The sequence below is a fragment of the Paenibacillus lautus NBRC 15380 genome, from assembly GCF_004000945.1.
In the GTDB taxonomy this organism is placed as follows: domain Bacteria; phylum Bacillota; class Bacilli; order Paenibacillales; family Paenibacillaceae; genus Paenibacillus_AQ; species Paenibacillus_AQ lautus.
On the sequence record NZ_BIMF01000013.1, the window covers coordinates 69,018 to 95,686 of the forward strand.

At 50.9% G+C, this 26,669-nt stretch carries 23 protein-coding genes; 20 read left to right on the forward strand and 3 right to left on the reverse strand.

Annotation, left to right across the window (positions count from 1 at the left end; translation table 11 throughout):
* Positions 1-19 precede the first annotated feature (19 nt).
* The 3 genes from PLA01S_RS20980 to PLA01S_RS20990 all read left to right on the forward strand — a co-directional run bounded on the left by PLA01S_RS20980 (position 20) and on the right by PLA01S_RS20990 (position 3,905).
* Positions 20-1,321 (forward strand): pyrimidine-nucleoside phosphorylase, encoded by a 1,302-nt coding sequence (locus PLA01S_RS20980; RefSeq protein WP_100541419.1) that lies wholly within the window; start codon positions 20-22, stop codon positions 1,319-1,321.
* 520 nt (positions 1,322-1,841) lie between these two features.
* Positions 1,842-2,804, forward strand: a complete 963-nt coding sequence (locus tag PLA01S_RS20985; protein WP_100541420.1) for an MraY family glycosyltransferase — start codon at positions 1,842-1,844, stop codon at positions 2,802-2,804.
* A gap of 234 nt (positions 2,805-3,038) precedes the next feature.
* Entirely contained in the window at positions 3,039-3,905 is an 867-nt protein-coding gene (locus PLA01S_RS20990; protein WP_174819234.1) for an SDR family oxidoreductase, read from the forward strand.
* Positions 3,906-4,144: 239 nt separating this feature from the next.
* Here the strand turns inward: PLA01S_RS20990 and murQ are convergent, their stop codons facing one another.
* Both murQ and PLA01S_RS21000 read right to left on the reverse strand, forming a co-directional pair.
* Entirely contained in the window at positions 4,145-5,056 is a 912-nt protein-coding gene (gene murQ, locus PLA01S_RS20995; RefSeq protein ID WP_127593886.1) for an N-acetylmuramic acid 6-phosphate etherase, read from the reverse strand.
* A 51-nt stretch (positions 5,057-5,107) separates the two neighbouring features.
* Positions 5,108-6,064 carry a BadF/BadG/BcrA/BcrD ATPase family protein gene (locus PLA01S_RS21000; RefSeq protein ID WP_127593887.1) on the reverse strand — a complete coding sequence of 319 codons (957 nt, stop codon included), beginning with the start codon at positions 6,062-6,064 and terminating at the stop codon, positions 5,108-5,110.
* A 226-nt stretch (positions 6,065-6,290) separates the two neighbouring features.
* On the opposite strand from PLA01S_RS21000, the gene PLA01S_RS21005 reads away from it, so the two are divergent.
* From PLA01S_RS21005 to PLA01S_RS21085, 16 genes are all read left to right on the forward strand, one after another.
* On the forward strand, positions 6,291-7,127 hold the full coding sequence (locus tag PLA01S_RS21005) for a MurR/RpiR family transcriptional regulator (protein ID WP_036643553.1): 837 nt from the start codon (positions 6,291-6,293) through the stop codon (positions 7,125-7,127).
* Between the two features lie 46 nt (positions 7,128-7,173).
* A complete protein-coding gene (locus tag PLA01S_RS21010) occupies positions 7,174-8,568 on the forward strand; it encodes an ABC transporter substrate-binding protein (protein WP_100541423.1) in 1,395 nt (464 codons plus the stop codon).
* 131 nt (positions 8,569-8,699) lie between these two features.
* Positions 8,700-9,617: a carbohydrate ABC transporter permease gene (locus PLA01S_RS21015; RefSeq protein ID WP_100541424.1), complete on the forward strand. Its 918-nt coding sequence runs from the start codon at positions 8,700-8,702 to the stop codon at positions 9,615-9,617.
* A gap of 33 nt (positions 9,618-9,650) precedes the next feature.
* A complete protein-coding gene (locus PLA01S_RS21020; protein WP_100541425.1) occupies positions 9,651-10,484 on the forward strand; it encodes a carbohydrate ABC transporter permease in 834 nt (277 codons plus the stop codon).
* Positions 10,485-10,498: 14 nt separating this feature from the next.
* Positions 10,499-11,605 carry an ABC transporter ATP-binding protein gene (locus tag PLA01S_RS21025; RefSeq protein WP_127593888.1) on the forward strand — a complete coding sequence of 369 codons (1,107 nt, stop codon included), beginning with the start codon at positions 10,499-10,501 and terminating at the stop codon, positions 11,603-11,605.
* Positions 11,606-11,631: 26 nt separating this feature from the next.
* Positions 11,632-12,327 (forward strand): hypothetical protein, encoded by a 696-nt coding sequence (locus PLA01S_RS21030; protein ID WP_127593889.1) that lies wholly within the window; start codon positions 11,632-11,634, stop codon positions 12,325-12,327.
* Positions 12,324-13,502, forward strand: a complete 1,179-nt coding sequence (locus PLA01S_RS21035; protein WP_127593890.1) for a DUF1343 domain-containing protein — start codon at positions 12,324-12,326, stop codon at positions 13,500-13,502. The genes PLA01S_RS21030 and PLA01S_RS21035 overlap by 4 nt, the downstream gene beginning before the upstream one ends.
* A gap of 3 nt (positions 13,503-13,505) precedes the next feature.
* A complete protein-coding gene (locus tag PLA01S_RS21040; protein ID WP_127593891.1) occupies positions 13,506-14,693 on the forward strand; it encodes an anhydro-N-acetylmuramic acid kinase in 1,188 nt (395 codons plus the stop codon).
* Positions 14,694-15,004: 311 nt separating this feature from the next.
* Complete coding sequence (locus tag PLA01S_RS21050; RefSeq protein ID WP_127593892.1) at positions 15,005-16,474, forward strand: FAD-linked oxidase C-terminal domain-containing protein; 1,470 nt, start codon at positions 15,005-15,007, stop codon at positions 16,472-16,474.
* A gap of 16 nt (positions 16,475-16,490) precedes the next feature.
* The gene (locus PLA01S_RS21055; protein ID WP_127593893.1) at positions 16,491-17,891 is read left to right on the forward strand and encodes a (Fe-S)-binding protein; all 1,401 of its coding nucleotides are present in this window, start codon (positions 16,491-16,493) and stop codon (positions 17,889-17,891) included.
* A gap of 290 nt (positions 17,892-18,181) precedes the next feature.
* A complete protein-coding gene (locus PLA01S_RS21060) occupies positions 18,182-18,748 on the forward strand; it encodes a class I SAM-dependent methyltransferase (RefSeq protein ID WP_127593894.1) in 567 nt (188 codons plus the stop codon).
* A gap of 176 nt (positions 18,749-18,924) precedes the next feature.
* A complete protein-coding gene (locus PLA01S_RS21065) occupies positions 18,925-19,566 on the forward strand; it encodes a hypothetical protein (protein ID WP_127593895.1) in 642 nt (213 codons plus the stop codon).
* Between the two features lie 297 nt (positions 19,567-19,863).
* On the forward strand, positions 19,864-20,649 hold the full coding sequence (locus tag PLA01S_RS21070; RefSeq protein ID WP_127593896.1) for a TerC family protein: 786 nt from the start codon (positions 19,864-19,866) through the stop codon (positions 20,647-20,649).
* 542 nt (positions 20,650-21,191) lie between these two features.
* A complete protein-coding gene (gene map, locus PLA01S_RS21075; protein ID WP_127593897.1) occupies positions 21,192-21,938 on the forward strand; it encodes a type I methionyl aminopeptidase in 747 nt (248 codons plus the stop codon).
* 813 nt (positions 21,939-22,751) lie between these two features.
* Positions 22,752-23,564: a pyridoxine/pyridoxal/pyridoxamine kinase gene (gene pdxK / locus PLA01S_RS21080; protein WP_076325345.1), complete on the forward strand. Its 813-nt coding sequence runs from the start codon at positions 22,752-22,754 to the stop codon at positions 23,562-23,564.
* Positions 23,565-23,825: 261 nt separating this feature from the next.
* Entirely contained in the window at positions 23,826-24,488 is a 663-nt protein-coding gene (locus PLA01S_RS21085) for a YqaA family protein (RefSeq protein WP_127593898.1), read from the forward strand.
* 125 nt (positions 24,489-24,613) lie between these two features.
* Here the strand turns inward: PLA01S_RS21085 and PLA01S_RS21090 are convergent, their stop codons facing one another.
* Positions 24,614-25,234 carry a hypothetical protein gene (locus PLA01S_RS21090; RefSeq protein ID WP_098749017.1) on the reverse strand — a complete coding sequence of 207 codons (621 nt, stop codon included), beginning with the start codon at positions 25,232-25,234 and terminating at the stop codon, positions 24,614-24,616.
* 307 nt (positions 25,235-25,541) lie between these two features.
* Between PLA01S_RS21090 and PLA01S_RS21095 the strand changes: the two genes are divergently transcribed.
* Entirely contained in the window at positions 25,542-26,618 is a 1,077-nt protein-coding gene (locus PLA01S_RS21095; protein WP_246059725.1) for an ATP-binding protein, read from the forward strand.
* Positions 26,619-26,669: the final 51 nt, after the last annotated feature.

A 26,669-nucleotide genomic window follows, 5' to 3' on the forward strand; every position in this document is an offset into this window, starting at 1 on the left:
ACAGTGAGGAGAATGTACGATGAGAATGGTTGATTTAATTGCGAAGAAACGAGACGGCAAGGAACTGACAACAGAAGAGATCAATTTCTTCATCGACGGATATACCAAGGGTGATATTCCCGACTATCAGGTGAGCGCCATGAACATGGCGATTTATTTTCAGGACATGACTGACCGGGAGCGGGCGGACCTGACGATGGCGATGGTAAACTCCGGCGAAACGATTGATCTGTCCGCAATTGAGGGAATCAAGGTCGATAAGCATTCCACCGGGGGCGTAGGCGACACGACGACGCTTGTGCTGGCCCCGCTCGTAGCGGCACTGGATATTCCCGTAGCGAAGATGTCCGGCCGCGGCCTCGGCCATACCGGAGGAACGATCGATAAGCTGGAGTCCATCGAAGGATTCCATGTGGAGATCAGCAAAGACGAATTTGTGAACCTTGTGAATCAACATAAAATCGCCGTCATCGGCCAAACCGGAAACCTCACTCCGGCGGACAAAAAACTGTACGCGCTCCGGGATGTGACGGCCACCGTCAACTCCATTCCGCTGATTGCCAGCTCCATCATGAGTAAGAAGATCGCCGCTGGCTCGGACGCAATCGTCCTGGATGTGAAAACCGGAGCAGGCGCGTTCATGAAAACCGTGGAGGATGCCAAGGAATTGGCGCATGCCATGGTTAGCATCGGCAACAACGTAGGCCGCAAAACGATGGCGGTCATCTCCGATATGAGCCAGCCGCTTGGGGCCGCGATCGGCAACTCGCTGGAGGTGCAGGAAGCGATTGATGCTCTTCGCGGCGAGGGTCCGAAGGATCTGGAGGAGCTGTGCCTGGCTCTGGGCCGGCAGATGGTTTACCTCGCTCAGAAGGCAGATTCGCTTGAAGATGCCGAAGAGAAGCTCAGAGAGGTTATCCGCAACGGCAAGGCATTGGAGAAATTCAAGGAATTCATCCAGAACCAGGGCGGGGATGCGTCCGTGGTGGATCACCCCGACCGGCTGCCGAAGGCGAAGTACCTTATTGAGCTTCCTGCGCAGCAGGACGGTGTTGTCGCTGAGCTGGTAGCGGATGAGATCGGTACCGCAGCGATGCTGCTTGGTGCCGGCCGTGCAACGAAGGAATCCGAGATTGATCTGGCTGTAGGCCTGATGCTGAACAAGAAGGTCGGCGATGCCGTGAAGAAGGGTGATTCCCTTGTAACCATTCATGCTAACCGCGAGAACGTGGATGACGTGAAGCAGAAGCTGTATGAGAGCATTCGGATTGCAGATCATGCGGATGCGCCTGTATTGATTTATGACATCGTGACGGAGTAAGGGAAGCCTAATCCGAAGCGAGTCATAAACGGAACACTGGGAGCATCGGGGTGAGGGTCTACTGCTCCGTGAGAATAACACATCTCATCCCCATATCTGTGTTCATTATCCAAGGTATGCCGATGCAACCTGCCTTTCCGTGTTTTATGAACGGGGGCAGGTTTTTTGGCGGCCCCCGTCATAAAACGGGTGGGAGCCCTCATAAGATGGTAGTGGGGAAAAACGTAAGGCATTTAACGGGAGAGGGAGATGTGTAGCCCGGGCAAGAGCCATCCTGCTTGAAGGAGGCTTTTGGCCATGACCATCGATCAGTTGATTGCTTTGCTGGCACTTATCGTTATGATCATCGGACTTGCGGTGAAGAAGGAGTCTTAACCTGTGAGTCCGGGAGGGCTGCTGCTAAGTAGAAATTCTACTGATGCTGCAGTCTTTTTCTTTTGATAGGTTGATAGAGTTCGATATAAGTCATATACTTAGAATGCAATGTTCTCCATTATTCATCATTTATTGGGAGGAAACCATGCTCTATTTTGCAGCGTTTGTCATATCCATGGTGCTGGTATTGGTACTGATTCCGCCATTTCGCAAACTTGCGATCAAGCTTGATTTTGTGGACAAGCCAAGACCGGACAGCGAGCGGAAAATACACCGCGAGCCGATACCGCTGACAGCGGGGGTCGCCATATTTATCGGATTTTTCATCACCTATTTTGCGCTTACCGGCGCCATTTCAAGGGAAGCGGTAGGCATCTTTATCGGTAGTGCTCTTATTCTTGGCATTGGACTCGTGGATGATTGGTATAAGTCCCAAGGCAAGGAACTGGCTTCGCTGCCGAAGCTCATTGTACAGGTCAGCGCAGCCGTCGTTGTATACAGCTATGGCATCGCGTTTGAAGGATTCAACAATCCGTTTACGGGTCAGTATATTAACCTGCCGGAATGGCTGCAGCTCATCTTAACGATTCTGTGGATTTTCGGTGTAACGACAGTCATTAATTTCTCGGATGGCATCGACGGTCTTGCTGGAGGGCTCTCCGCCATATCCGGAGGCACGCTGTTTGTTGTGGCGATTACGCTGGGCAGAGGCGAATCCGCGCTGCTAGCCGTCATTCTTGTAGGTGCTGCGCTGGGATATTTACGATATAATAAGCCGCCTGCCCGAGTGTTTATGGGAGATGCAGGCGCCACCTTCCTCGGGTTCATTCTCGGGATCATTGCCCTGGATGGTGCGTTTAAAGGTGCAACCCTGGCGTCCTTATTCGTTCCAATCTTCGCTCTGGGCGTGCCGATCTTCGATAATATTATTGTGGTCATCCGCAGAATGCTTCAGTCCAAGCCGATCTATCAGGCCGATGCATCCCAAGCGCATTATCGTTTGCTGGCAACGGGACTCAATCAGAAGCAGACATTAGTATTTCTATGCTTGCTGAATCTCTGTTTCGGTCTGGCTGCCATCATACTTGCGATGAATGGCGGAGCCTGAGGCGTTTAAGCCTGACATAAGCTTTTTCCAGTACGTTATTTAAGTCTCGTCTCCAAATCGATGTTGGTGGCGGGGCTTTTTTTTAGAGATAAGAAAGTATAAACTTCAGAGGCTTACCATCCTTATCTCGCAAGAAAAACTTCCGCTAAATGTGGTCTGTCTTCTGAGAAAGTACGTCGATAGTCGTTTTTCTTATTAGAATGGTAGCAGGTAGACGAACAGGAGGTCAGCGGGATGAATGACATGATTGGAAAGATCATCATCGTAACAGGAGCCAACTCCGGCATGGGCCTGGCTGCGACGGTGGAGCTGGCAAAAGGCGGAGCGCATGTGATCATGGCTTGCCGTAGTCAATCGAGGGGCGAAGCGGCTCTTCGGCAAGCGTTGCAGGAGAGCGGCAGCTCGAAAATCGAGCTGATGACGCTGGATTTGGGGTCTTTTGATAGCATTAGGGCATTCGCTTCCGATTATAAGGCCAAATACGAGCGGCTTGACGTTCTCGTAAATAATGCTGGCGTGGTCACCATCAAGCGGGAACTAACGCAGGACGGATACGAAGCCATGATGGGGGTCAATCATCTGGGGCATTTTTTGCTGACGAACGAGCTTCTGGAGCCCCTTCAGCACGCCCGGCAGGGGAGGGTCGTGAATGTATCCTCTGGCGCGCATAAAGTGGGCAGCATCCATTTTGATGACCCTAATCTCGGTAAGGGATTCCATGTGGCCAAAGGTTACGCGCAGTCCAAATTGGCTAACATCCTGTTTACCAAAGAGCTGGCCCGCCGGCTGCAGCCGACGCGGGTAACGGTTAATGCGCTTCATCCCGGTGCCGTCAGCACCAGCATTGGCGTGAACCGGGACACGGGCTTTGGCAATGCGGTCCATAAGCTGCTTCGTCCGTTCTTCTTAACGCCGCTCGAAGGAGCTCGGACAACGATTTATTTGGCTTCAAGTCCTGAAGTGGAGCATGTGACAGGGGAATACTATGTCAAATGCAAACCGGCGAAGACCACCGACAAGGCAAGGGATTCGAAGCTGGCCGCTCGTCTGTGGGAATGGAGTGAACAACAGGTAGGCTGGAAGCCGGACAAGGGTCGATGAATTTACGCATTCAAGAAGGCCTGGTTCCAAGAACGGGGTTATAAGTGAATGATCCGATAAGAGCATGATCGGGCAACAATGAACGAGGGGGCGAATCGGCCCATCAACATGATGACTGCCAGTAAATGAAGGACCAAGACTGGCGAACGAATAAACGGGATATCTCCAGATCAACATGATCTGAGGATATCCCGTTTCATTTTACGATAGATGTTCATCATAGGCCATAGAAGTTTATGTTACTTCGTCGTTTTCATATCGATCGCGCTGCGCACAAATCCGCTGGTACCGTCAAGAAGTTTGGACGCTTCCGCGGCACTGACATTAGCCAGCAGCATCACGATGGCAGTTTTAACATGGGCGCCGGCTTCATGGTACGCCTTTTCCACATCCTCCTCAGAGGCTCCCGTTGCAAGGGTTATGATGCGTTTGGCGCGATGCACAAGCTTATTATTGGACGGGTTGAGGTCGACCATCAGATTTTTGTACACCTTGCCGATCCGAATCATGGCGGTCGTTGTCAGCATGTTCAGAATCAGCTTTTGCGAAGTACCGGCCTTCATACGCGTGGAGCCCATGATCACTTCGGGTCCGACAACAGCTTCGATCACAAAATCCGCATATTGATGCATCGGCGATTCGTAGTTATTACAGAGTCCGATGACAACGGCTCCACGCTCCTTGGCGCGTCTCATCGCCCCAAGAACATAGGGCGTACGGCCGCTTGCAGCGATACCGATGACAACATCCTTCTCATTGATACCGTTTTCATTGATATCCTGCTCACCTAACTCTTCGCTATCCTCGGCACCTTCGATAGCTTCCTTCACGGCTCTGAAACCACCTGCAATCAATCCCTGCACCATGGAAGGGTCGGTCCCGTAGGTAGGCGGACACTCGGATGCGTCCAGAATACCGATTCGGCCGCTGGTACCGGCACCTATGTAGAACAATCTGCCGCCCTTCTGGAAAGCGTCCACGACGAGATCTGCCGCTCTGGCTATAAGAGGAATAAGTTCGCGGATCGCATCGGTGATCAGGCTATCCTCGCTATTGATGAGGATCATAATTTGTTCTGAGCTCAACTGATCAATGTTCTGCGTATTTTCATGAGGCTGTTCGGTTGTCAATTGACTTAGAATATTCGTCATGAGACAGGTCTCCTTTTTTGCCTTGGAATATGGACGGGCACTGATGTAAAGCTACAGCAAGTCAGAGACGCCGTCTGTAAATAGCTTGTAGGCTAACAGGGCCGCACCATGGGCTGGTGTACGTTCACGATTTCCTTCTGGGAACCGGAGGCGGGGATAACGCGATAGCAGAATGCCGACGTACGTTTCCCGAAACAATGGCGAATGCTTGAAGATCGAGCCGATCCGCACGAGTTCACTCTCAGCGAATTCAGCTTGCTGCCTGATGAGAGCGCTTGTTGTATCGGCCAGTTCTGCTGCCTGCTGCCGGATGATACGGTCTGCCGCTTCATCACCGGCTTCGGCTGCTTCTATGCAGCAGCGGGCGAAGGAAGCGATATCCTGTTTCGTTATAGCGGGCTGATAAATGTAGGATTTGAGATCGGTAATATGCTGGAGAGGATAGGCTGCAACAATTAAGCTGCTCATGATGGTGGGTGGCAAAATGCCCTCGTGGCTCTTAATGACAGTTTTCAGAGTCTGAAGTCCGATCTGATAACCGCTGCCTTCGTCTCCAAGAAGATGTCCCCAGCCACCGACGCGGTGGATGTCTCCCGATTTGGTTATAGCGTAGGTATTGGATCCGGTTCCCGATATCGCAAGGATTCCATACTGACGTTCCAGTACGGCCATTAATGAAATTTCGGCTTCCGAGCGCATGTAAATACGCATCGAGAGCTGCCGCTGCTGGAAATAGGAATGAAGGAAAGACTGAACACGACGTCGTTCTTCTGCAGAGCTTATACCTGACATTCCAAGACATATTGATGTGAAAAATAATGACTTATTAAAAAGAGGTGCCAAAAGCCCATCCAACACCGTTCGGAGTTCCTCCATCGCTTTATCAAAGGTTACAATGTAAGGATTGGTGGAACCTCCGGTATACCGGGAAAACACTTCTCCAGCACTATTGATAGCGGTTGCTTCGGTTTTGGTACCGCCACCATCAACACCGATAAAAATTTCCATATTGAACCACTTCGCTTTCTATATCCAGTATAGGAGAAAACGGAAGTGTTGTAAAATAAAATTTTAAATCATGAATTAAGTATTGAAATATAATTTCATACAATTTATAATGAACTCAATCCACTGATATTGAAAGCGATACCAGTCATGCTTTCATCCAAGTTGTGTAAGGTAATGTTACATAGAAGTGATCGTCAGAGGATGATTTGTAAAGGGGGGGCAAGAAATGAACGGCGGATTGGTTCGATTGCGTGAGGTGTATGATTCATTAAATCCGTCCGAGCGCAAAGTTGCAGCCTTCATTTTGCAGGAACCGGCAGAGATGATACAGATGTCGGTCGCGGATCTTGCAGTCCGAAGCGGTTCCAGTCAGGCTGCCATTGTACGCCTGTGCAAAACGATGGGTTTCAAAGGCTATCAGGATCTGAAGCTGAAGGTAGCTGGAGACTTGCAGGAGCCATTAGCCACCGGGTATCAGGATATCCGGCCCAATGACAGCATTTCTGCAATTATACAGAACGTCTCGAACAACAACATTCAATCGATTCGGGATACGATGAAGATTATGGAGGAAGGGAAGGTGGAAGAGGCCGTTCTGGCCCTCGATCAGTCGAAGCGCATTTTCATGTTCGGGGTAGGGGCTTCCAATCTGATCGGGATGGATGCCCAGCAGAAATTTTTGCGGATTAACAAGGTATGCATATCGTTTCCGGACCCTCATGTTCAGCTCACCTCGGCGGTGCTGCTGACTCCAGATGATGCGGCCGTATGCATTTCCTACTCCGGTGAAACGGATGAAGTGATCCGCGCAGCAGCTATTGCGAAGGAGAAGGGATGCAAGACGATTGGCATTACCAAATACGGTGATTCTACCTTGAGCCGATCGGTGGACATTCCCTTGTACACTTCCTCCACGGAGAACGAGATTCGCAGTGGCGCGATGTCCTCTCGCATTACGCAGCTTAATCTTATCGATATTTTATATCTTGGCGTCGCCAGCCGGAATTACGAGAATTCAGTGAAATACCTGGATGAGAGCCGGCAAGCGATCAAACGGTTGTAGTTCATAGCGAAAACCACAAATATATAAATGATAAGGGGAGTAGTACATGAAGAAAAAAGGTTGGCTTACATTGTTGGCTTCTTTAATGCTCGTGTTTACCGCAGCTTGCGGCGGTTCCGGCGGGGCGAAGACTCCGGAAGGCGGAACAGGAACCACTTCGGAAGGAAATGGTGAAGCCGCACCGAAGCAGGATACGGTTGTCGTCTGGACTTATCCGGTTCATGGTAAATACGAAGATGAGTTGAAAGAGCATGTAGCGGATCTGAAAGAAAAATATCCGCACATTACAGTCCAAACCGAAGTGCTCTCCTGGGCTGAGGGTCCGAAGAAGTTCGATGTGGCCTTGAATGCCGGTAACCCGCCTGACCTCTATTTCCACGCGGTGGATGGAGCTTATGTGGATACGGGCCTTGCACTGGAGCTTACCCCTTATATTACAGACGAGATCAAAAACGACTACCTGCCGGGAACGCTTGAGCTGGGCCAAATCCAGGGTAAACAATATGGACTTCCGCTGTACCAATCCCTCTGGGCGTGGGGCGGCAACAAGAAGATTCTCGAAGAAGCCGGCATCGACTGGAAGGCTATTCAAGAGAACGGCTGGACTTGGACTGAATTCAAGGCAGCTGCCGAGAAATTGACCAAGAAACTTCCGAACGGCAATACGCAGTATGCGCTGGTGACCGACGGTACTTCCCTGGACTTCATGGAAATGCTGACGCGCAGCAACGGCATGCCGGACGTTCTGAATGATAAAGGCGAGTTCCAATGGAACGACGAGCGGATTCTGGATACAATGACATTCGTGTCCGATCTGATGAAAGCCGGGCATTTGCCTGCCGAGACCGCAGCGATTACGCCGGCCAAACGGATGGATCTGTTCTATGCAGAGGAAGCCGCGATCGTGTCCAAAGCGATTCCTTACTATGACGTAATGCTCCAGAACCGCGCGAAGGATATTGACAGCGGTACTGTACAGGGCGCGAAAATCGATTTCGTCCTGCTGCCGGTTCCGCATAACGACGGGGCTGAGCGGAAGACCTCCATGTTTGGTGAAGGCTACGTAGCGTTCAAACAGAAGAAGGATAAAGGCGAAGAGCACGCAAAGAACACGTTCCTGATCATGGAAGGACTGAGCGGCGCGAAAGCCGGTAATTCCGCGAATGAACTGGTGCTGCCTTTCGTTCGTAAATCCCAAGCGGAGTTTTATGAAGGCAAAGGACTCGGTACGGAATCCACCATTAAAGCAGCGGAAATTTTTGCGAACTTCAAAGAAATTCCGGTGACCCTGAACCTCGATGCAGAGGCTTCAGGTAACCAGAAGAAATTCAAGGAGCAAGTAGTGAAGCCGAACATTCAGGCGCTGTTCTCGGGTGAGAAGACACCGGAGCAGATCGCGCAGGACTTCAAGGATAAAGGCAAACAAATTCTAGGACAGTAATTGAAGTTATAAGGGGGTGTCCCGTTGTCCTTAGCAGGAACAAAACGGGTCACTCCCTTTTTAAACCAATTGATTTAAGGTTCAAAAGGCTTCATGAAAATACTTCACCTGTGCGCAAAGGAGGAAATCAAATGCAGACTGCCCCGGCGCAAACCCGGCCTTCGCGTCCCCCAATGAAGGGTTATCTACGCGAATATGGATGGGCGTATTTATTCATTCTGGCTCCCGTACTGTTGTTCTTGATATTTACGCTTTACCCGGTCGCCTCCGCTTTTCTGATGAGCTTTCAGGAATACAGCGTGATGGGCTCTGAATGGATTGGAACTGACAACTATACACGGATGGTACAGGATGAAGTGTTCTGGAAATCCATGAGGAATACGGTTTTATTCACGATCGGTACCGTTCCGGTGAACATTGTCATCACGTATGCTTTATCCTTTTTTATTTTTCAGATGAAGAATAAATGGCAAACGTTCTTCAAGGCTACGATGTATTTGCCGGCCGTTGCTTCCGGCGTCACCATCTCGGTGGTATGGCTCGCAATTTACGATCCGACCCATGCCGGGCTGTTGAATCGCTTCATTGGATTATTCGGATTTGACCCGGTCATATGGCTCGGCAAATCGAACACCGCGCTCTTTTCGCTTATCTTGATGAACTGGCTCGGTTCGCATGGTGCGGGCATTATTCTTTATTTGGCCGCCATGGGCGGGATTCCCAAATCGCTCTATGAAGCCGCGGATATTGACCATGCTAGCGGTTGGTCCAAATTCTGGAGCATTACGTGGCCGCTGATGAAACCAACCACATTGTATCTGCTGGTGACGGGCGTCATTACGTCCTTCCAGGTGTTTATCTCAGTGTATCTGATGACGCAGGGCGGTCCGAACTTCGCGACGACAACCATCGCCTACCTGATTTACAGCACCGCATTCAACTTCTATGAATTTGGACTCGCGGCAGCGCAATCTTTTGTATTGGCCGCATTGATTATTGTCATTTCCGTCATTCAGTTCAAATACTTCTCGTCCGACGTGGAGTATTAATGCATATTTCTGAAGCTAAAAGGGGGTGCACCTATGAAATCAAGATCAAAAGTGATCATGCTGATTGTGGCTTCGGTCATCCTGGTGGTATGGAGCGTTCTGACGATCATTCCGATGTACTGGATGTTGATTGGCTCTGTGCAGGACACCAAGTCAGCGGCTTCGTTTATCCCGAAAATGATTCCGGACGTATTTTCCGTGGCCCCGTACGAGCGTTTTTTTGGCAAAACCAACGTCATGAGGTGGCTCTTTAACTCCTTATTGATCTCATCCATCCTGACGGTGACCAACGTATTCCTGGCCTCGCTCGCAGGTTATGCCTTTGCGAAGCTGAAGTTCCCGGGGAACAAAGCGGTATTCTGGGTTTTGCTCAGCACGATGATGATCCCGGCGCAAGTGACGCTGATTCCGCTCTATATTTTGATGATTGACGTATTTGATCTCGGGAATACATACACGGCTATTCTTCTTCCCGGCATTGTAAGCGTGGGCAACATTTTCTTGATGAAGCAGTACATGTCATCACTGCCTACCTCTCTGATTCATGCAGCTCGTATCGACGCTTGCGGCGAATTCGGCATCTTCTGGAAGGTCATTCTCCCAATGGCCAAACCGGGTCTTGCCGTGCTGGCGATTTTCACGTTCGTTGCATCCTGGAACGATTTCTTCTGGCCCTTCCTCGTGACCAATTCGACGGAAATGAGGACCATTCAAGTCGGTCTTGCTTCCTTCGTTTATGCGGACACGACCGATTTCGGCGCACTTATGGCTGGAGCAACCGTCGCGGCACTGCCGATGATGATCCTGTTCTTCTCGCTTCAGCGCTATTTCCTGCAAGGCATCACCATTGGAGCCGTTAAAGGCTAGAAGGAGGCAAAGTTATGGCACGCGTAGAATTCCGTAATATACGAAAAGAATTTGTAGACGACAACAAAGGGACGTTTACCGCTGTAGCGGGGTCGGACTTTGTGATCAATGATAAAGAGTTCGTGGTATTTGTCGGTCCTTCCGGCTGCGGCAAAACCACCTCGCTGCGCATGATTGCCGGGCTGGAACGTCAAACCTCCGGTGACATCATCATCGGCGACAGAGTAGTAAATAATCTTCACCCGAAAGATCGGGATATCGCGATGGTGTTCCAGGATTATGCGCTGTATCCTCATATGACCATTCGCGAGAATCTCTCCTTCGGCTTGAAGAACCTGAAGAAGCCCAAGGCTTATATTGAGCAAAAGGTATCGCAGGCAGCCTCCATTCTCGGCTTGGAGTCGATGATTGACCGGAAGCCGCGCGAGCTGTCCGGCGGACAGCGTCAGCGTGTTGCGGTAGGGCGGGCCATCGTGCGCGATCCGCAGGTGTTTCTGTTTGACGAGCCGCTTTCGAACCTGGATGCGAAGCTTCGCGTGCAGATGCGGGTAGAGCTGTCCGAGCTGCACAAGCGTCTGGAAGCTACCATTGTATACGTAACGCATGATCAGGTTGAAGCGATGACGCTCGGTGAGCGGATCGTCGTGATGAACAACGGCATTATCCAGCAGATCGCTTCGCCGACGGAGCTGTATGCGAATCCGCAGAACATGTTCGTAGCCGGCTTTATCGGTTCCCCGCCGATGAACTTTATCGATGTGCATAAGGAAGGGAACGTCCTCCGTATGGAAGGCGGGGCATTTACTATTCCGGATGCGATGGCGGGTGCGCTGAGCAAATACGAGAACAGGCATCTTATCCTGGGCGTCCGTCCCGAGCACATTACGGGTGAGGATCTGCCAGGAACAACTAATCTGGATTACAAGTACTCCACCAAGGTTCAGGTTGTTGAACATCTCGGTTCAGAGAACCTGGTGTACTTCCGCGTTGGAAACCGGACGGTTACCGCGAAGGTTCACCCGGAAACGACGGGTTATCCGGGCATGGACAAAACCTTCATTTTCAATTTCGATAAGGTGCATTTCTTCGATCCTGAGACGGAACAGCGTATCGATTGGTAAACAACGACGAAGAGGAGAGGAAAGCTATGCGCAAGCTGAATGATGTGTTGAAGAAGACAGGGGTTGAGATTTACCGTGAGATTACGGCGGTGGCCTTATACAGCATGATTACCTCACTGGTGCTCGTGACGGTGGTCATGTTTGTGCCGCTGTGGGCAGCGCTGGTGCTGCTGCCGATTCTGTATATGCCGCTCTTTTATGGTGTTTGTTATGCGTATCACCGCCGAACAGAGCGGGGCAAGTCAAGACTTAAGGATGTGTTCCAAGGCGCGATCAAGGGACTCGGACCTGCCGTAATCATGGGCTTCTTCTTTGTGGTGATGGCGCTCATTTTGTGGTCCACCTGGTGGTATTACGGGGGCAAAGAAGGAATCGGCTATCTTGCGATTGGCGTGTTCCAAACCTATTTTGTCATCATGGCGCTCATCTCCCAATTCTACACGTTTCAGCTTGTCATTCAGGAAGGGATGGGCATCTTCAAGGCCATGGCCCACAGTGTCAAGCTGTTCCTGAAATATCCGGCCTATACGCTGGGCGCATGCTTTCAAGCCTTCTGCGTTGCGATCCCGCTGCTGGTAACGGTCGTTGGTTTTGGATTTTTGTTTAACGGCATGTGGGCCATATACCAGCATAAGGTTACGTATAATGTACTGAATCCGGAAGAGGCCAAACCGGCGGAAGACGGTCTGGTAGCCTCGGAAGCGAGAGGTGTAAGCATATGATGAGAAGCAATGTGCGGAGCGGAATTGATATGCTGCCGAGCATCAAGCATGAGAAAATCACGGGTCGTCGCCTTGGCGTCATCACGAATCCGACGGGGCTCACGTCGGATTTTCGTTCATCTATCGAGGTGATTGCAGGCTTGCCCGAGTCGGAATTAACGGCGTTGTTTGCCTGCGAGCATGGGCTGCGAGGTCAGCTTCAGGCAGGCAAACACGTCGATGATGAAGTGGACCCTGTATTCGGCGTGCCGGTTTACAGCCTGTACGGTTCGCGGCGCAAACCGGACGCTGACATGCTGAAAAACGTGGACACGGTCATCTTCGATATTCAAGACCTTGGCGTGCGTTTTTATACGTATATGACGACGCTGCTGTATGTCATGGAGGCATGCGCCGAGCATGGCAAGAGCCTGCTTGTCCTGGACCGGCCGAATCCGCTGGGAGGCGAGCGCTGCGAAGGCGGCTTGCTACAGCCGGGATATGAATCCATGGTGGGTGGATGGCAAATTCCGATTAGTACCGGGATGACCATCGGCGAATTCGCGCGCATGGCCAACGACTTGCGGGGAACGGGCTGCGATCTGGATGTGATTCAGCTTGAAGGCTGGACGCGCGACATGGTTTATACCGACACGGGTCTTCCGTGGGTGCTGCCTTCGCCGAACATTCCCACGATGGATACGGTTCGGCTGTACAGCGGAACCTGTTTCTTCGAAGGGACCAATCTTTCGGAAGGCAGGGGAACGACCCGGCCGTTCGAATGGATCGGGGCTCCATGGGTGAATGGCGAAGAGCTTGCGAAGGCATTCAACGTGTACGGACTGCCGGGCGTGCATGCCCATTCCATGTACATGACGCCTACCTTCTCGAAGCATCAGGGCGAAGGCTGTGGCGGGGTGATGCTGTTTGTAACGAATCCGGCAGAAGTGGAAGCTGTGCGAACAGGACTTGTGCTGCTGCACCTGTTCAGCCGGATGTACCCGGATCAGTTCCAGTGGCTTACCCCACCGGAGGGACGTAACCGGTATTTTATTGATTTGCTTACGGGTAGCGAGGATGTCCGCCGGCACATCCACGAAGAAGCCGGACTTCAGCGCATTGTTGCCGAGTGGGGCAAGGATGCGGAGCAGTGGAGAACGATGCGGGCTCCTTATCTGCTGTATGGGGAGGCGTAAAGGATGTTCTCACCATGGAAGGATGGAGGGCCGACCGTTGTGGTCGGCCTGATGTCAGGTACTTCGCTTGACGGCATCGATGCGGCCATCGTCCGCATACACGGAAGCGGCCTTGAGGCATCGGTTGAACTGCTGCATTACTATAGCAAGCCTTACGAACCGGAGCTCCGTCAGCGGCTGCGCGATTTATGCAGTGAAGAGAAATCCAATAGCGCTGCTGTTTGCAGCATGAATGCATACCTGGGGTATCAGTTTGGAGCGGCAGTTCTGGAAGCGGTTGCCGATGCCGGCATGCAAATCGATGAGGTGGATTTAGTAAGCTCCCATGGACAGACGATTTGGCATCAGCCTGTACCCGAACAAGGTGATCCCTATGCTGTCGCTTCGACTCTACAGATCGGCGATATTTCCGTTATCGCCAAGCATACTGGCAAACTTACGGTAGGAGATTTCCGGCCCGCAGATATGGCGGTAGGGGGGCAAGGGGCCCCGTTTGCTCCTTACGGAGATTTGATCCTGTTCCGGCACCCGCAGCGGGGAAGGCTGCTGCAGAACATCGGCGGGATCGGCAATTGCTCGGCGCTGCCCGCAGGGGCGGATCCTGCGGATGTGCTGGCCTTTGATACCGGGCCTGGCAATATGATCATGGATGCCGTAGCCCATATGCTGTCCGAAGGGCAGCTTTCATATGACGACAGCGGAAAATGGGCTGCCCGAGGCAACCCGGATCAGGTCTTGTTAGGCGAGATGATGGAGCATCCTTATTTTCACATGGAGCCGCCCAAATCAACAGGAAGAGAAGTGTTTGGTCACAATTACGCGGTTTCATTCTTGGAACAAGCCAGGCTCAGGAAGCTTTCGGATGAGGACGTGATGGCAACGGCTACGGCGTTTACCGCCCGTACCATTGCGGATAGCTATGTGAGATATGTGTTTCCCCGTTACAAGATCGATGAAGTGATCGTGACCGGCGGAGGAGCGCACAACAAGACACTGCTCTCCATGTTAAGCGAGCTGCTGCCTGAACAGAAAGTCATGACCTCCAAGGCGCTGGGCTTGGATGACGATGCGAAGGAAGCCGTGATTTTTGCACTGTTAGGTAATGACTTCATGCTCGGCGTTCCTAACAATTTGCCTGCTGCTACGGGAGCCGACCGCTCAACCGTTATGGGGAAGCTGGCCCTGCCATAGCGGAGGATGCATAGACATCAAATCACCGTGATCTGTACCTCGCCGGCAGAAATGTTCGCATCAAGCCGGATTGCCAGAGTCATAGGTTTTGCCAGGTTCTCCGTGTATAAACCATGCATAAGCCGTGGATAAAGCCGTGGATAAAGCCATGCATAAACCCATGCATAAACCCATGCATAGACCGTTCATTAAAGCCCGCGGGACGGAAGTACCAAGCGAAGGTGTATAGATAATGTTAGGCAGCGATCTTGGAAAGAAAAGTGATTATCTTTATTGTAGTCAAACCCGTATAGGGGAGGGGGAAACAACACGTGCTGGAATCTGTTATTCGCGAGCAGCTGGCCGCCGTGGTTGGCGGGAAGTGGTTCAAGGACGATCCGGAAAGTCTCGTCTCTTACAGTTATGATGCTACGCCGCTATATCAAGCGATGCCGGACGGGGTTATCTTTCCTGGAAGCACGCAGGAAGTATCCGACATCGTCAAAATTTGCTCAAAACACCGCATACCCGTTATTACGCGGGGCGCAGGCAGCAATCTGTGCGGCGGGACCATTCCGCTTCAGGGCGGTCTGATCGTGGTTATGACCCGAATGAATAAGCTGCTGGAGATCGATTCGGATAACCTGACAGCCACCTTCCAGACCGGTCTGAATACGAAGCAGTTTCATCTGGCGGTTGAACGGACAGGACTGTTCTATCCTCCGGATCCAAGCAGCATGATCATCTGCACGATGGGTGGTAATATCGCCCTGGGGGCTGGTGGCCTGCGTGGCTTGAAGTATGGAACGACCAAGGATTATGTCCTTGGCCTGGAAGCCGTATTGCCGGATGGCAGCATCCTGCGCACGGGCGGCAAGCTGGTGAAGGACGCGGCAGGGTATGATTTGACCCGGCTGTTGGTAGGATCGGGCGGTACGCTGGCCATTCTGACCGAGGCCACGGTCAAGTTGATTCCGAAGCCTTCTTACAGGAAGGCCATGGTTGCCGTCTATGACGATCTCAACGCGGCGGCTCGAACGGTGTCGAATATTATAGCGAATCATATTTTCCCGTGTACCTTGGAATTCATGGATCAGCCGACCCTCCAGGTGGTTGAGGATTTTGCCAAAATCGGACTGCCGGTTCACGCCAAAGCGATGCTCGCGATTGAGCAGGACGGCAGCGTCGATGATGTGGAGCGGGATTTGAAGAAGCTGGAAGAGATATGTCTCGCCTCCGGCGCGGTTCAGCTCAACATCGCCAAGACACCGGAAGAAGGGGCGAAGGTAATGGAAGCGAGACGGAGCGCGCTTGCTGCGCTATCTCGATTGCGGCCGACCACGATCCTGGAGGACGCGACGGTTCCGCGTTCGAAGATTGCGGACATGGTGCTTGAAGTTCAGCGTATCGCACAGAAATACGATGTGCAGATTTGCACATTTGGCCATGCCGGGGACGGCAATCTGCATCCGACCGCGATGACGGATGCCCGTGACCCGGAAGAGATTCACCGTGTGGAGCAGGCATTCGCCGAAATCTTTGAGGCGGCGATTGCCATGGGGGGCACCATTACCGGTGAGCATGGCGTCGGTATCGTGAAGGCCCCTTACCTGGAATGGAAGGTGGGCGCTGCCGGCATCCAAATGATGAAATCCATTAAGGATGCGATCGATCCGCACCAAATCATGAATCCCGGCAAGCTGTTTGCGGAAACCCGGAAGCGGATTGTCTTCCAGGATCGGACGGAGCAGGCAGAGCGGGACTCGATTTCGGATCAGGATCAGAAGATCCAAACATCGTGAGAGGAGGCGAGAGCGCATGAATTCAACCCATGAGAAGCTTGCTCAATCGCTGAAGCTGACGCTGGACGAGGATCAATTGACGAACTGTATGCGCTGCGGGTTTTGTCAGACCGCCTGTCCGACATTCCTCGAGACAGGGCTCGAAGCTGCCTCCCCGCGCGGGCGGATTGCGCTTATGAAAGCGGTTGTGGATGGTTTGATGGAGCCGGATGATAGCTTTCGGAGCCAGATGGATCTTTGTCTGGGCTGCAGAGCCTGTGAGCCTGCTTGTCCTTCCGATGTGAAATACGGCCAGCTGATCGAGCAGACCCGGGCAGCTATTGCTGCCGAGAAGCCGTATTCGCTGCCGGTGCGGATCGTTCGCAAAACATTCCTGCAAGGGCTATTCCCGCATCGCGGAAGGTTGAAGCTGATCGGCAAGACGCTTTCCTTTTATCAGAAATCTGGCCTTCAAAAGTTTGCGCGCAGTTCCGGAGCCATGAAGCTGTTTCCCGACCATCTTCAGCAGCTGGAGAAGGCGCTGCCTCCCGTAACGGGCGACGGCCTGGAAGAGCTGTGGAGCAAGGCTGGCTTGCCCTACCGCCGCGAGACGACAGACAGCGGTTCAAGGCTTATGGTTATCCCTGCGGCCGGGGCTAAGGTTGGCCGGGTCGGCATGTTCCGTGGCTGCATCATGGATGTCATGTTTGCATCCACGAACGTGAACACCGTACGGCTGCTACGTCAGGCCGGGTTCGAAATTGTCGTTCCGGAGGAGCAGGTATGCTGCGGAGCGCTGCATGCGCATGCCGGTGAGATGGGCGATGCCAAGCAGCTGGCCGGTCAGAACATATGGGCTTTCGGGGAAGCGAACGTGGATTACATCGCAAGCAATGCTGGAGGCTGTGGCGCACTGCTGAAGGAATACGATCATCTGATGCATGCAGAGCCGGATGAGCGGCTTCAGCAAGCGGCGGTTCGTTTTGCAGATCAGGTGAAGGACATCTCCGAGCTGCTGCACAGCTTCGGTCGGCCGCTTACGCCGATTCATGCGGAGAGCGCACAGAACGAGGCCATAACGGTCACCTATCAGGACTCTTGCCACTTGCGAAATGTGATGAGGGTACAAGGCGAGCCGCGCCAGCTGATGGAGCACCTTCCTGGTGTACAGATGTGCGAGCTACAGGGGGCCGAGGTATGCTGCGGTTCCGCCGGCATTTATAATCTGACCCAGACAGAAATGTCGACCACGCTTTTGGATCGCAAAATGGAGCATGTGGAGGCTACCGGAGCCAAGGTTATCGTGACTTCGAACCCGGGATGTCTGCTGCAGATGAAGTGGGGGATCGAGCGTGCCGGTAAACAAAATGGCGTAGAGGCCGTTCATCTCGCGGATTTTCTGGCAGAGCAGGTGCTGATTGAGGATAAGCGTGACTAATGGTACAAATGGGGCAACTTCATGGTCATTATGATCGTGGGGATGCCCTTTTTAGTCTGGTTTATCATAAATCAGCGTGTTCATTGCGATCAATTATTATATATAATGGTTCCGAAACAGCATTAATCGTATCGATACCGTGATAGAAGGATCGATACAATGATATAAACCGGTTTACATCGTTCCCTATCAACGGTATGGTAGACCGACAGGGGGAGTTCTCCCCCTCACTGGGTTCATACAAGTACATATAAGCAAAGTGCAATCATGCGAGGAGGAGAGAGATACCAATGAAAGAGAGCTTTGATCCGTCACTCATAGACCGATTGGAAAGTCCGGAAAGGAAGAAGGAGTTACCGGCATCTTCGCTGCTAGAGAAGCTCCAAGTGAATGGCGAGGTGGATGTCCTTGACATCGGGGCAGGTACCGGCTATTTTTCCATACCGGCAGCCTCGTTAACGAAAGGCACGGTTTACGCGCTGGATACCGAGCCAGCCATGCTGGAGATGATGAGGGGGCGGGCACAGGAACAGGGACTCACGAATATGAAGGTAATGGAGGGCATGTTGGAAAAGCTTCCTTTCCAGCATGAAGCTGTGGATCGGGTCATTGCCTCCTTGATCCTTCATATTACCGATCAGCTGGAGGAGTCCATCCGTCAGATGGCAAGGGTGCTGCGGCCAGGAGGACGATGCATGTGTCTGGAGTGGCAGGAGGATCCAGCCGAGAAACGGGTTCCCCGTCCGAACCGGGTTGATCCGCATGTGATGAAGGCTTTGTTGGAGCAAGCAGGGCTGCATGTGGAAGGAATCGAGTATCCGACAGAGCGTCATTATCTGATCATCGCCAGTAAATAGCCAATGCCGATGGAGCCTCTTGCGGGGTCTCCTCTCCCTTTAGATAACCGAGATAACCACCCCTTCCAGTGCCTGCCTCACCGTGTTCTGTGGAGGTAGATCCCAGATCGGTTCATTTATTGATATCTGGAACATTTTGGAGAAGATGGCCGTCTAAGGAATGAGGTGATTCATTTATGAGACAATCCATGGTTAGGATTATGCTTAGCTGCTTGCTGCTGCTCGTGAGCCTGTACACGGTCAAACCAGCTGACGTATTTGCTTGTTCCTGTGCGGGGTCGCCTACGGTTGAGGAGAGCCTGGAACGGAGTGCAGCGATATTTGCAGGCAGAGTCACCAAGCTGGTTGGCCCGAAGCCGAAGCTGGTGATGTCATCCGCAGATCCGGTTCAGGTTACGTTAGAGGTAACGGAAGTATGGAAGGGCGAATTAGCCGGAATGACGGAGCTTACAACGGCTGTGTCATCAGCCAGCTGCGGTTATGATCAGTTTGCCGTAGGAAGCGATTTTTTGGTGTTCGCGTCTGCAGAATCGGGTCAGCTGAGAACAGGGATGTGTGATGGCACGAAGCTCCTCTCCACCGCAACTAAAGAGCTAACCGAGCTTGGAGATGGATATCCACCAGACGATGCATCTGCTCCGGGTGAATCCGGGCTCGATACGCTTGCGGAGGGGGTGCCACCAGGCGAAGGCCAGAATGCTGGTCAATCTCAATTCTCACTGAAACACGTCCTGTGGGGGGCTGTTGTAGTGCTGCTGGCAGTGGGGCTATGGCTCTATTTTTGGAGGAAGAGAAAGGGAAATGTAAAGCCAATGTAAAATTTTTGAAGATCTATTGGCGGTAGTAAACGGCCATGCTATAATTCTTGTATTCAAGTAAAGGGGAGTAGCAGTCGCAGCAAAGTCGTCAATTCGTGACACGAACGTGTCTCCGGCTTTGTTGGCAACGAAAGTTGTTTGCGAGACCTTTGCCGATTCGGTAAAGGTGCTTATTCCTACAGCCTATTTCTGGGTAGATACCTTTATCGCCGATTTTCGGGATAAAGGTTTTTTGTTTCCTTCCACCTTTTGAAACGAAAAATCGGATCATTCAAAAAAAAGAAGGAGAGATTGCGTTTGGAAATGGGACTGTTGCTCGAATATGGGTGGGTGCTGCTGGTGTTGATTGGACTCGAAGGGATTCTCGCAGCCGATAATGCACTCGTCATGTCCATCATGGTTAAACATTTGCCGGAGGATAAGAGGAAGAAGGCACTATTTTACGGGTTGGCCGGAGCTTTTGTATTCCGTTTTGCCTCACTCTTTATTATCTCATTCTTGGCGGATGTCTGGTACGTACAGGCGATTGGAGCCTTTTACCTGCTGTATATCAGTATCAATCATATTGTCAAACAGTTCTTTGTGAAGAAGAAGAAACATTTGAATGAAGCCGAAACGAAACAGGAAAATTTCTGGGTTACCGTATTAAAGGTGGAACTCGCGGACATTGCATTTGCGGTCGATGCGATTTTGGCTGCCGTTGCCCTCGCCTTGACTCTGCCGGAAACCGGTCTCCCGAATATCGGGGGCATGGACGGTGGACAATTCCTCGTTATCCTGACAGGCGGAATTATCGGCTTGGTGATCATGCGGTTCGCCGCATCGTATTTCGGAAAGCTGCTCGTTAGAAGACCCGGCTTGGAAACGGCTGCATTCTTGATCGTGGGATGGGTAGGCATTAAGCTGGCCGTCTATACGCTCGCACACCCGGATATCGCTGTATTGGAAAAGACGTTTCCGAAAAGCACCGGCTGGAAGCTTATATTCTGGGGCGTATTAATCCTAATCGCGGTCCTCGGCTGGTTCTTGTCCAAGGAGAAGAGTGATATGACCCAGAAGGAGCGGAAACAAGTGGAAAGCTAACGAAACGACCCTTTTGATATAATGAACATAGGAAAAAAGAAAGGAATTGTGATCTCGCGTGTAAAATTATCGTTTCTGCGCAACCTTAAATTATACTTTATGATATGAGGAGAAACGATTGTCATTGGATAAATGAAGTTCGAAGTTAGATAAAATGCTGCCTGCCCTGATTCTGTTCATGGTCATTGAAAGTCATATGACGTTCTGGGTTACAGCCGAGTTGAAGCTGCCCCCAAGGATGCAACAAGCATACGCCTCGGCTCCCGTTCCTGCCCGAGTGTAAACCGAAAGGCAGACCTTCATCATGGAAATCATTGAGGTTCCTTTGGCTTAGGAGTAGAATAAGATGATGTAGGGCGCTTTTAGCTTTTCTTTTTCTGGATACAAGACAAGAAGAAAGCAGATACACCTTGTGATTGTGAATCAGCCTTATTGGCCGGGGAGTGAGGAGAGGCGGGTGCCTGTCCTCAACAATCTTCGGTCAGCTAAGGCTTTTTGATTTGAATAGGAGATAACAGCCCATGGAGAAGGAGTGAGCAGGATTGATAATCCTCAAAACACAAGAACAAATCGCCAAGATGAACAAGGCCGGGGACATTCTCGCCGAATGCCACCGGCAGATTGCCAAGATGATTAAACCGGGCGTGACGACACTGGAAATTGATCAATTTGTCGAGCGGTTTCTGGCAGAGCGCGGCGCGACACCGGAGCAGAAGGGATATCACGGATATCCATTTGCCACCTGCGCGTCGGTGAATGACGTGATTTGCCATGGTTTTCCGAACCATGAGCCATTGAAGGACGGGGATATCGTTACCATTGATATGGTGGTGAAGTATGATGGCTGGCTCGCCGATTCCGCTTGGTCCTATCCGGTCGGAAACGTGTCCGAGGAAGCGCAGCATCTGCTGGACGTAACGAAGAAATCCCTGTATCTCGGCATTGAGCAAGCGGTGATCGGCAATCGAATCGGAGACATCTCCCATGCGATTCAAACCTATGCCGAATCTCAAAATTTATCGGTCGTCCGCCACTTCGTGGGGCACGCTATCGGCGAAAATATGCATGAGGAGCCGCAAGTGCCGCATTACGGCCCACCCAACCGTGGGACACGGCTTAAAGAGGGCATGGTCATCACCATTGAACCGATGCTGAATCTTGGCACATATCAATGCAAGATCGACTCAGACGGATGGACCGCGAGAACAGTGGACGGCAAATGGTCCGCGCAGTATGAGCATACCCTCGCCATCACAAAGGATGGCCCGGTGATCTTAACGGAACAATAAGATGCAGGATGTCACTCCGTAGGGGGCTTTCGCTCCCTATTGGGTGCGGAACGGTACAAGCTATAAAACTCATACATGCGTAGTGATGCAGTCACATCCGGGAGTATGCCTATCTGACATCGTAAATAGACGCAAAAGTGAATTTTTTTCAGGGGTTAAAAGAAAAACTCCAACGGAGCAGGCGGAATTGTTCTGGAGAAGCGAAGCGTGCGCCTTTGCCCCCAGATTTCAACGATGTATGTCGTGATTCAAGGAAATCTGGGGGCAACAGCGATCGGAAGAACAAACCGCATGCGAGTTGATGCATAACTCTCAGAATTCGCCGGTTTTAAAAAAAATGCTCCAACGGAGCAGGCGGAATTGTTCTGTAGAAGCGAAGCGTGCGCCTTTGCCCCTGGATTTCAACGATGTATATCGTGATTCAAGGAAATCTGGGGGCAACAGCGATCGGAAGAACAATCCGTATGCGGAGTGGTGTATAACTCTCAGAATTCGCCGTCTGAGAAACGACGGTAAAGTGAGTTTGTCTCTTTAAAGTTTTTAAAAAAAAATGCTCCAACGGAGAAGGCGGAATTGTTCTGTAGAAGCGAAGCGTACGCCTTTGCCCACGGATTTCAACGATATATATCGTGATTCAAAGGAAATCTGGGGGCAACAGCGATCGGAAGAACAATCCGTATGCGGAGTGATGTGATATCTCTCAGATTCGTCTTTGAATAGTCGCATACGAATTCGACGCATCAATGAATAGACGCCAATCGGAGTTTTTCTTATAATAGAGTAATCATTTTACAAGCGAAGGGAACATGGAACATGACGATACGAAAAGCACTAACAGTAGCGGGCTCGGATACGAGCGGCGGCGCTGGCATCCAGGCTGATCTGAAGACGTTTCAGGAATTTGACGTATACGGAATGACCGCACTGACCACGATTGTCTGCATGGAACCGAAGACATGGGATCATCAGGTTTTCCCGGTGGCGCTAGATATTGTAGAAACGCAGTTGAAAACCGTGCTCGAGGGCATTGGCATCGACGCGATGAAGACCGGCATGCTCGGATCCGTAGAGATCATCGAGCTCGTGTCCCAGTATATCGACCGCTATAACCTGGAACGGATCGTCATCGATCCGGTGATGGTCTGCAAAGGCACGGATGAAGTGCTGCAGCCGGAAAATACGGAAGCGATGCTGGAGTTCCTTCTCCCGCGCGCCGATTTGGTAACGCCAAACCTGTTCGAGGCGTCCCAGCTGGCCAAGTCCGGTCCAATCACGACCCTGGATCAAATGCAGGAGGCTGCGGCCATCATTCACGAGCGCGGCGCGAAGAATGTGCTGATTAAAGACAGAGGCAAGATCCGCGAAGGCAAAGCGATGGACCTGCTCTATGACGGAAACAGCTTTGAATGGTTCGAAGCCGATACTATTGTAACGAAGTATACCCATGGTGCGGGCTGCACGTCATCCGCTTCCATTACAGCTAATCTTGCCAAAGGCTTGACCGTTCGAGAGTCGGTACAGCAAGCGAAGGCATTCATTACACAAGCCATCTCCAATGGCTTCCCGCTAAATGAATTCGTAGGTCCGACAAGACATTCCGCGCATCGCAGTTTATCTGCAAATTAAACAAAATACACTTTTTTGCAAGCTTATTCATGTATGATATTCGGCTTGCAGAAAGTGACCAAAAGCCTTTCTTCCAAGAAGAAAGGTTTTTTTGTTGTTAGTCGAACTCGCTGCATATAGTGTATAGGAGCAAAGGCATGCTTCGTACTACGCGTTTTTTCCGCAGGGATAGAGCGGCTTAGGTCCTTTCCAGTATAATTATGTGCTATACTTTATAAAGGGTCTGATAGAAAAAGGAAGAAAATATTTAGGGGTTGAGACATGTTTCAGGACATTTTGGAATTTTTTAAAAATTTTGGTCCATGGGGATTGTTTATTCATTCGTTTGCTGATGCTGTAATTTTTCCGGTTCCCGCCTTTTTTCTGCAGGTTTCGCTTAGCATCATGCATCCGCAGGATGCGCTGTGGCTTGCAACGTATGGCTTTATCGGGTGCTTGCTGGGGACGCCGCTGGGTTATTTAATCGGAAGGCTGCTTGGGAAGTCGGTACTATACAAGATTTTGAAAAAAGAGTGGATTGACGCTGCTACGAACATGTTTCAGAAAAACGGCGAGGCCGCTATATTGATTGGTTCATTTACGCCGGTACCCTTTAAGGTGTTTACGATTCTATCGGGATGTTTGAACTTCCCGTTATGGAGACTTCTGGCTTATGCCGCTATAGGCAGAGCTACCAAGTTTTATGTTGTAGGTACCTTGTTTTACCTGTACGGTAACGCGGCAGAAGGCATGGTAAAGGATGTATCGTTATATATTGCGCTTATTGCCGTTCCGCTTCTGTTGATCGGCGTGTACTTTAACCGCAAACGCAAGCGTAAGAAAATGGAGCAGGTAAAGCTGGCTGAATCTACGAGTGAATCTAGTCCCGTTGTGGTCGAAAAGACGGTACTGGAGCAGACGTCGGACCAGACTCCATCGGCTTAACGCTAAACCTGACGTGGGGGTTACCCCCGCGACGATCATATAAAAAAGCAGCCGGGTGAGAGCCCGGCTGCTTTTTTCCAAGGTATCAGAGAAACATATTTATATGATAGCTACATATTTCAGGATTAACCTGTTTTTCCGAATCTGAAAAACTTGCCTCGGCCTTTCGTTGTCACAGGAGTAAACGTCGGTGATGGGGATAGCGGGGATGTCATGTCTTGAGCAAGATACCCGTGGAGAGGTCCACGGTAGACTTCATTCAACTGCGATGAATGGGAGAAATCCTCCGGCGTTACAAGATGACAAGGCTTGTTCACAGGCCGCAGGCCTGCTTGCTCCAGCACCGTAGCAACAAAGTGGGAGCAGAAAAAAGCATCGTCACGATCAATATGAATCCGAAACAATATACCCAGCAGCCCTAGCAGATTATATTTGTAGCGGTCCTGATCACGCATCATCTCTTTGACAAGGTTGTGCATGCGTTGATAGTCTTCATTACTAACGCGGAAGCGATATACCGCGCATTCCGAAGTGTAGAAGAAGGGGTCGCGGAGATTCTCGCGAACCAAACCGCCGTCAAACGGATTGTTCGCCTTCTTTCGCCCAAAGCTGTACACTTCGCGTAATTCGGAATCAAACGCGATGGATGCATGGTTGAGTGGGGCCTTCGTGAAATATTGGATCATTCTGCTGAACCAGGTGCCCGTGCCTGTAAGCACAATCCAAATATCTTGTTCCGTGTACATACTCGCAAACTCCTTTGTTAACGGTCCTAACGACTAGCAATTGTAAATGACTTGCTTTCTTTCACAATAAACGAAAAAGCCATAGCGTTCAAGTCAAAAAAAACCATTTTCTCTCAGTTTCACTAGAATAGCTCTGGGATTGTCACCAAAAATTAGAAACCTCATCACAATATATTCGCCCTATGTCCAAATTATCCTTTGGTTTGCAGTATTTATATTTTTCAATAGACGAGAGTAAAGGAGAAGCAATCCGATATCTCGAAATATGTAAAACGATTGAACAATGAAAGACAGGAGGGATCTCCAAATGATGATGAATAGTGAAAGTCTCAGCTATGATTTTATGGTCCAAGCGATTGAAGTAGCGCCGATTGGAACGGTATTCATCGATTCAGAGGGGAGCATTATCAAAATTAATCCCGCTGCTTGCGTCATGCTGGGGTATGAGGCGGAAGAGTGTCTGCATCATCCCTATAACGATTGGATTTATCCGGAAGACTTAAATGAGGACAGGCAAATTCTGGAGAAGTTAAAGTCAGGAAGGATCTCTTCCTTGCAAATGGAAAAGCGATTGATACATAAACAAGGAGATATCAGGTGGGTATCTTGCATGCTAAGCACAGCTCGCAGCAGGGAAGGAAGAACACTGGGCTATGTGGCGCATTTTACGGATATTACCGACATGAAAAAGGCGGCCCATCAAGAAGAGGAGCGGCTGATCCAGTCCGATAAGCTGTCCATGGCCGGTCAGCTCGCGGCAGGGATCGCCCATGAAATCCGTAACCCCATGACCTCCATCAAAGGGTTCGTGCAGCTCATTCGCTCCGGCGCCGGCCGAAAGGATGAATATTTCGATATTATCTCCTCGGAGATCGAAAGGATCGAACTGATCGTAAGTGAGCTTTTGTTTTTGGCGAAGCCGCAAAGCGTGAAATTCGAGCGTGCCGATATCCGGCAGCTTCTGGACCAAGTAATTACTCTATTAAATACCCAGGCCATCATACATAACGTTGAGATTATAACGGATTTCGGAGAGCGAGAGGCGAATGTAGAGGGGGATGTGAATCATCTGAAGCAGGTGTTCATCAACTTTATTAAAAATGCCGTGGAATCCATGCCGGGCGGCGGGGAGTTGACCATTCGGCTGGAGAGAGGCGATGACCATACCGTGGCCATCTATTTCACAGATAATGGCTGCGGGATTCCAGAAGCGATTCTCTCCCGTCTCGGGGAACCGTTCTTTACCACGAAGGAGAAAGGGAATGGCCTGGGATTCATGATCAGCAAAAAAATGATCGAGGACCACAAGGGGCAGGTTCACGTGTCCAGCAAGCTTCAGGAAGGAACGACCATAAAGGTAATCCTGCCGCTCAGCATAATCTAGCTTGACCGGACGTATGGTTCGCTCTACATTATAGAAAGATATAGGAGAGGG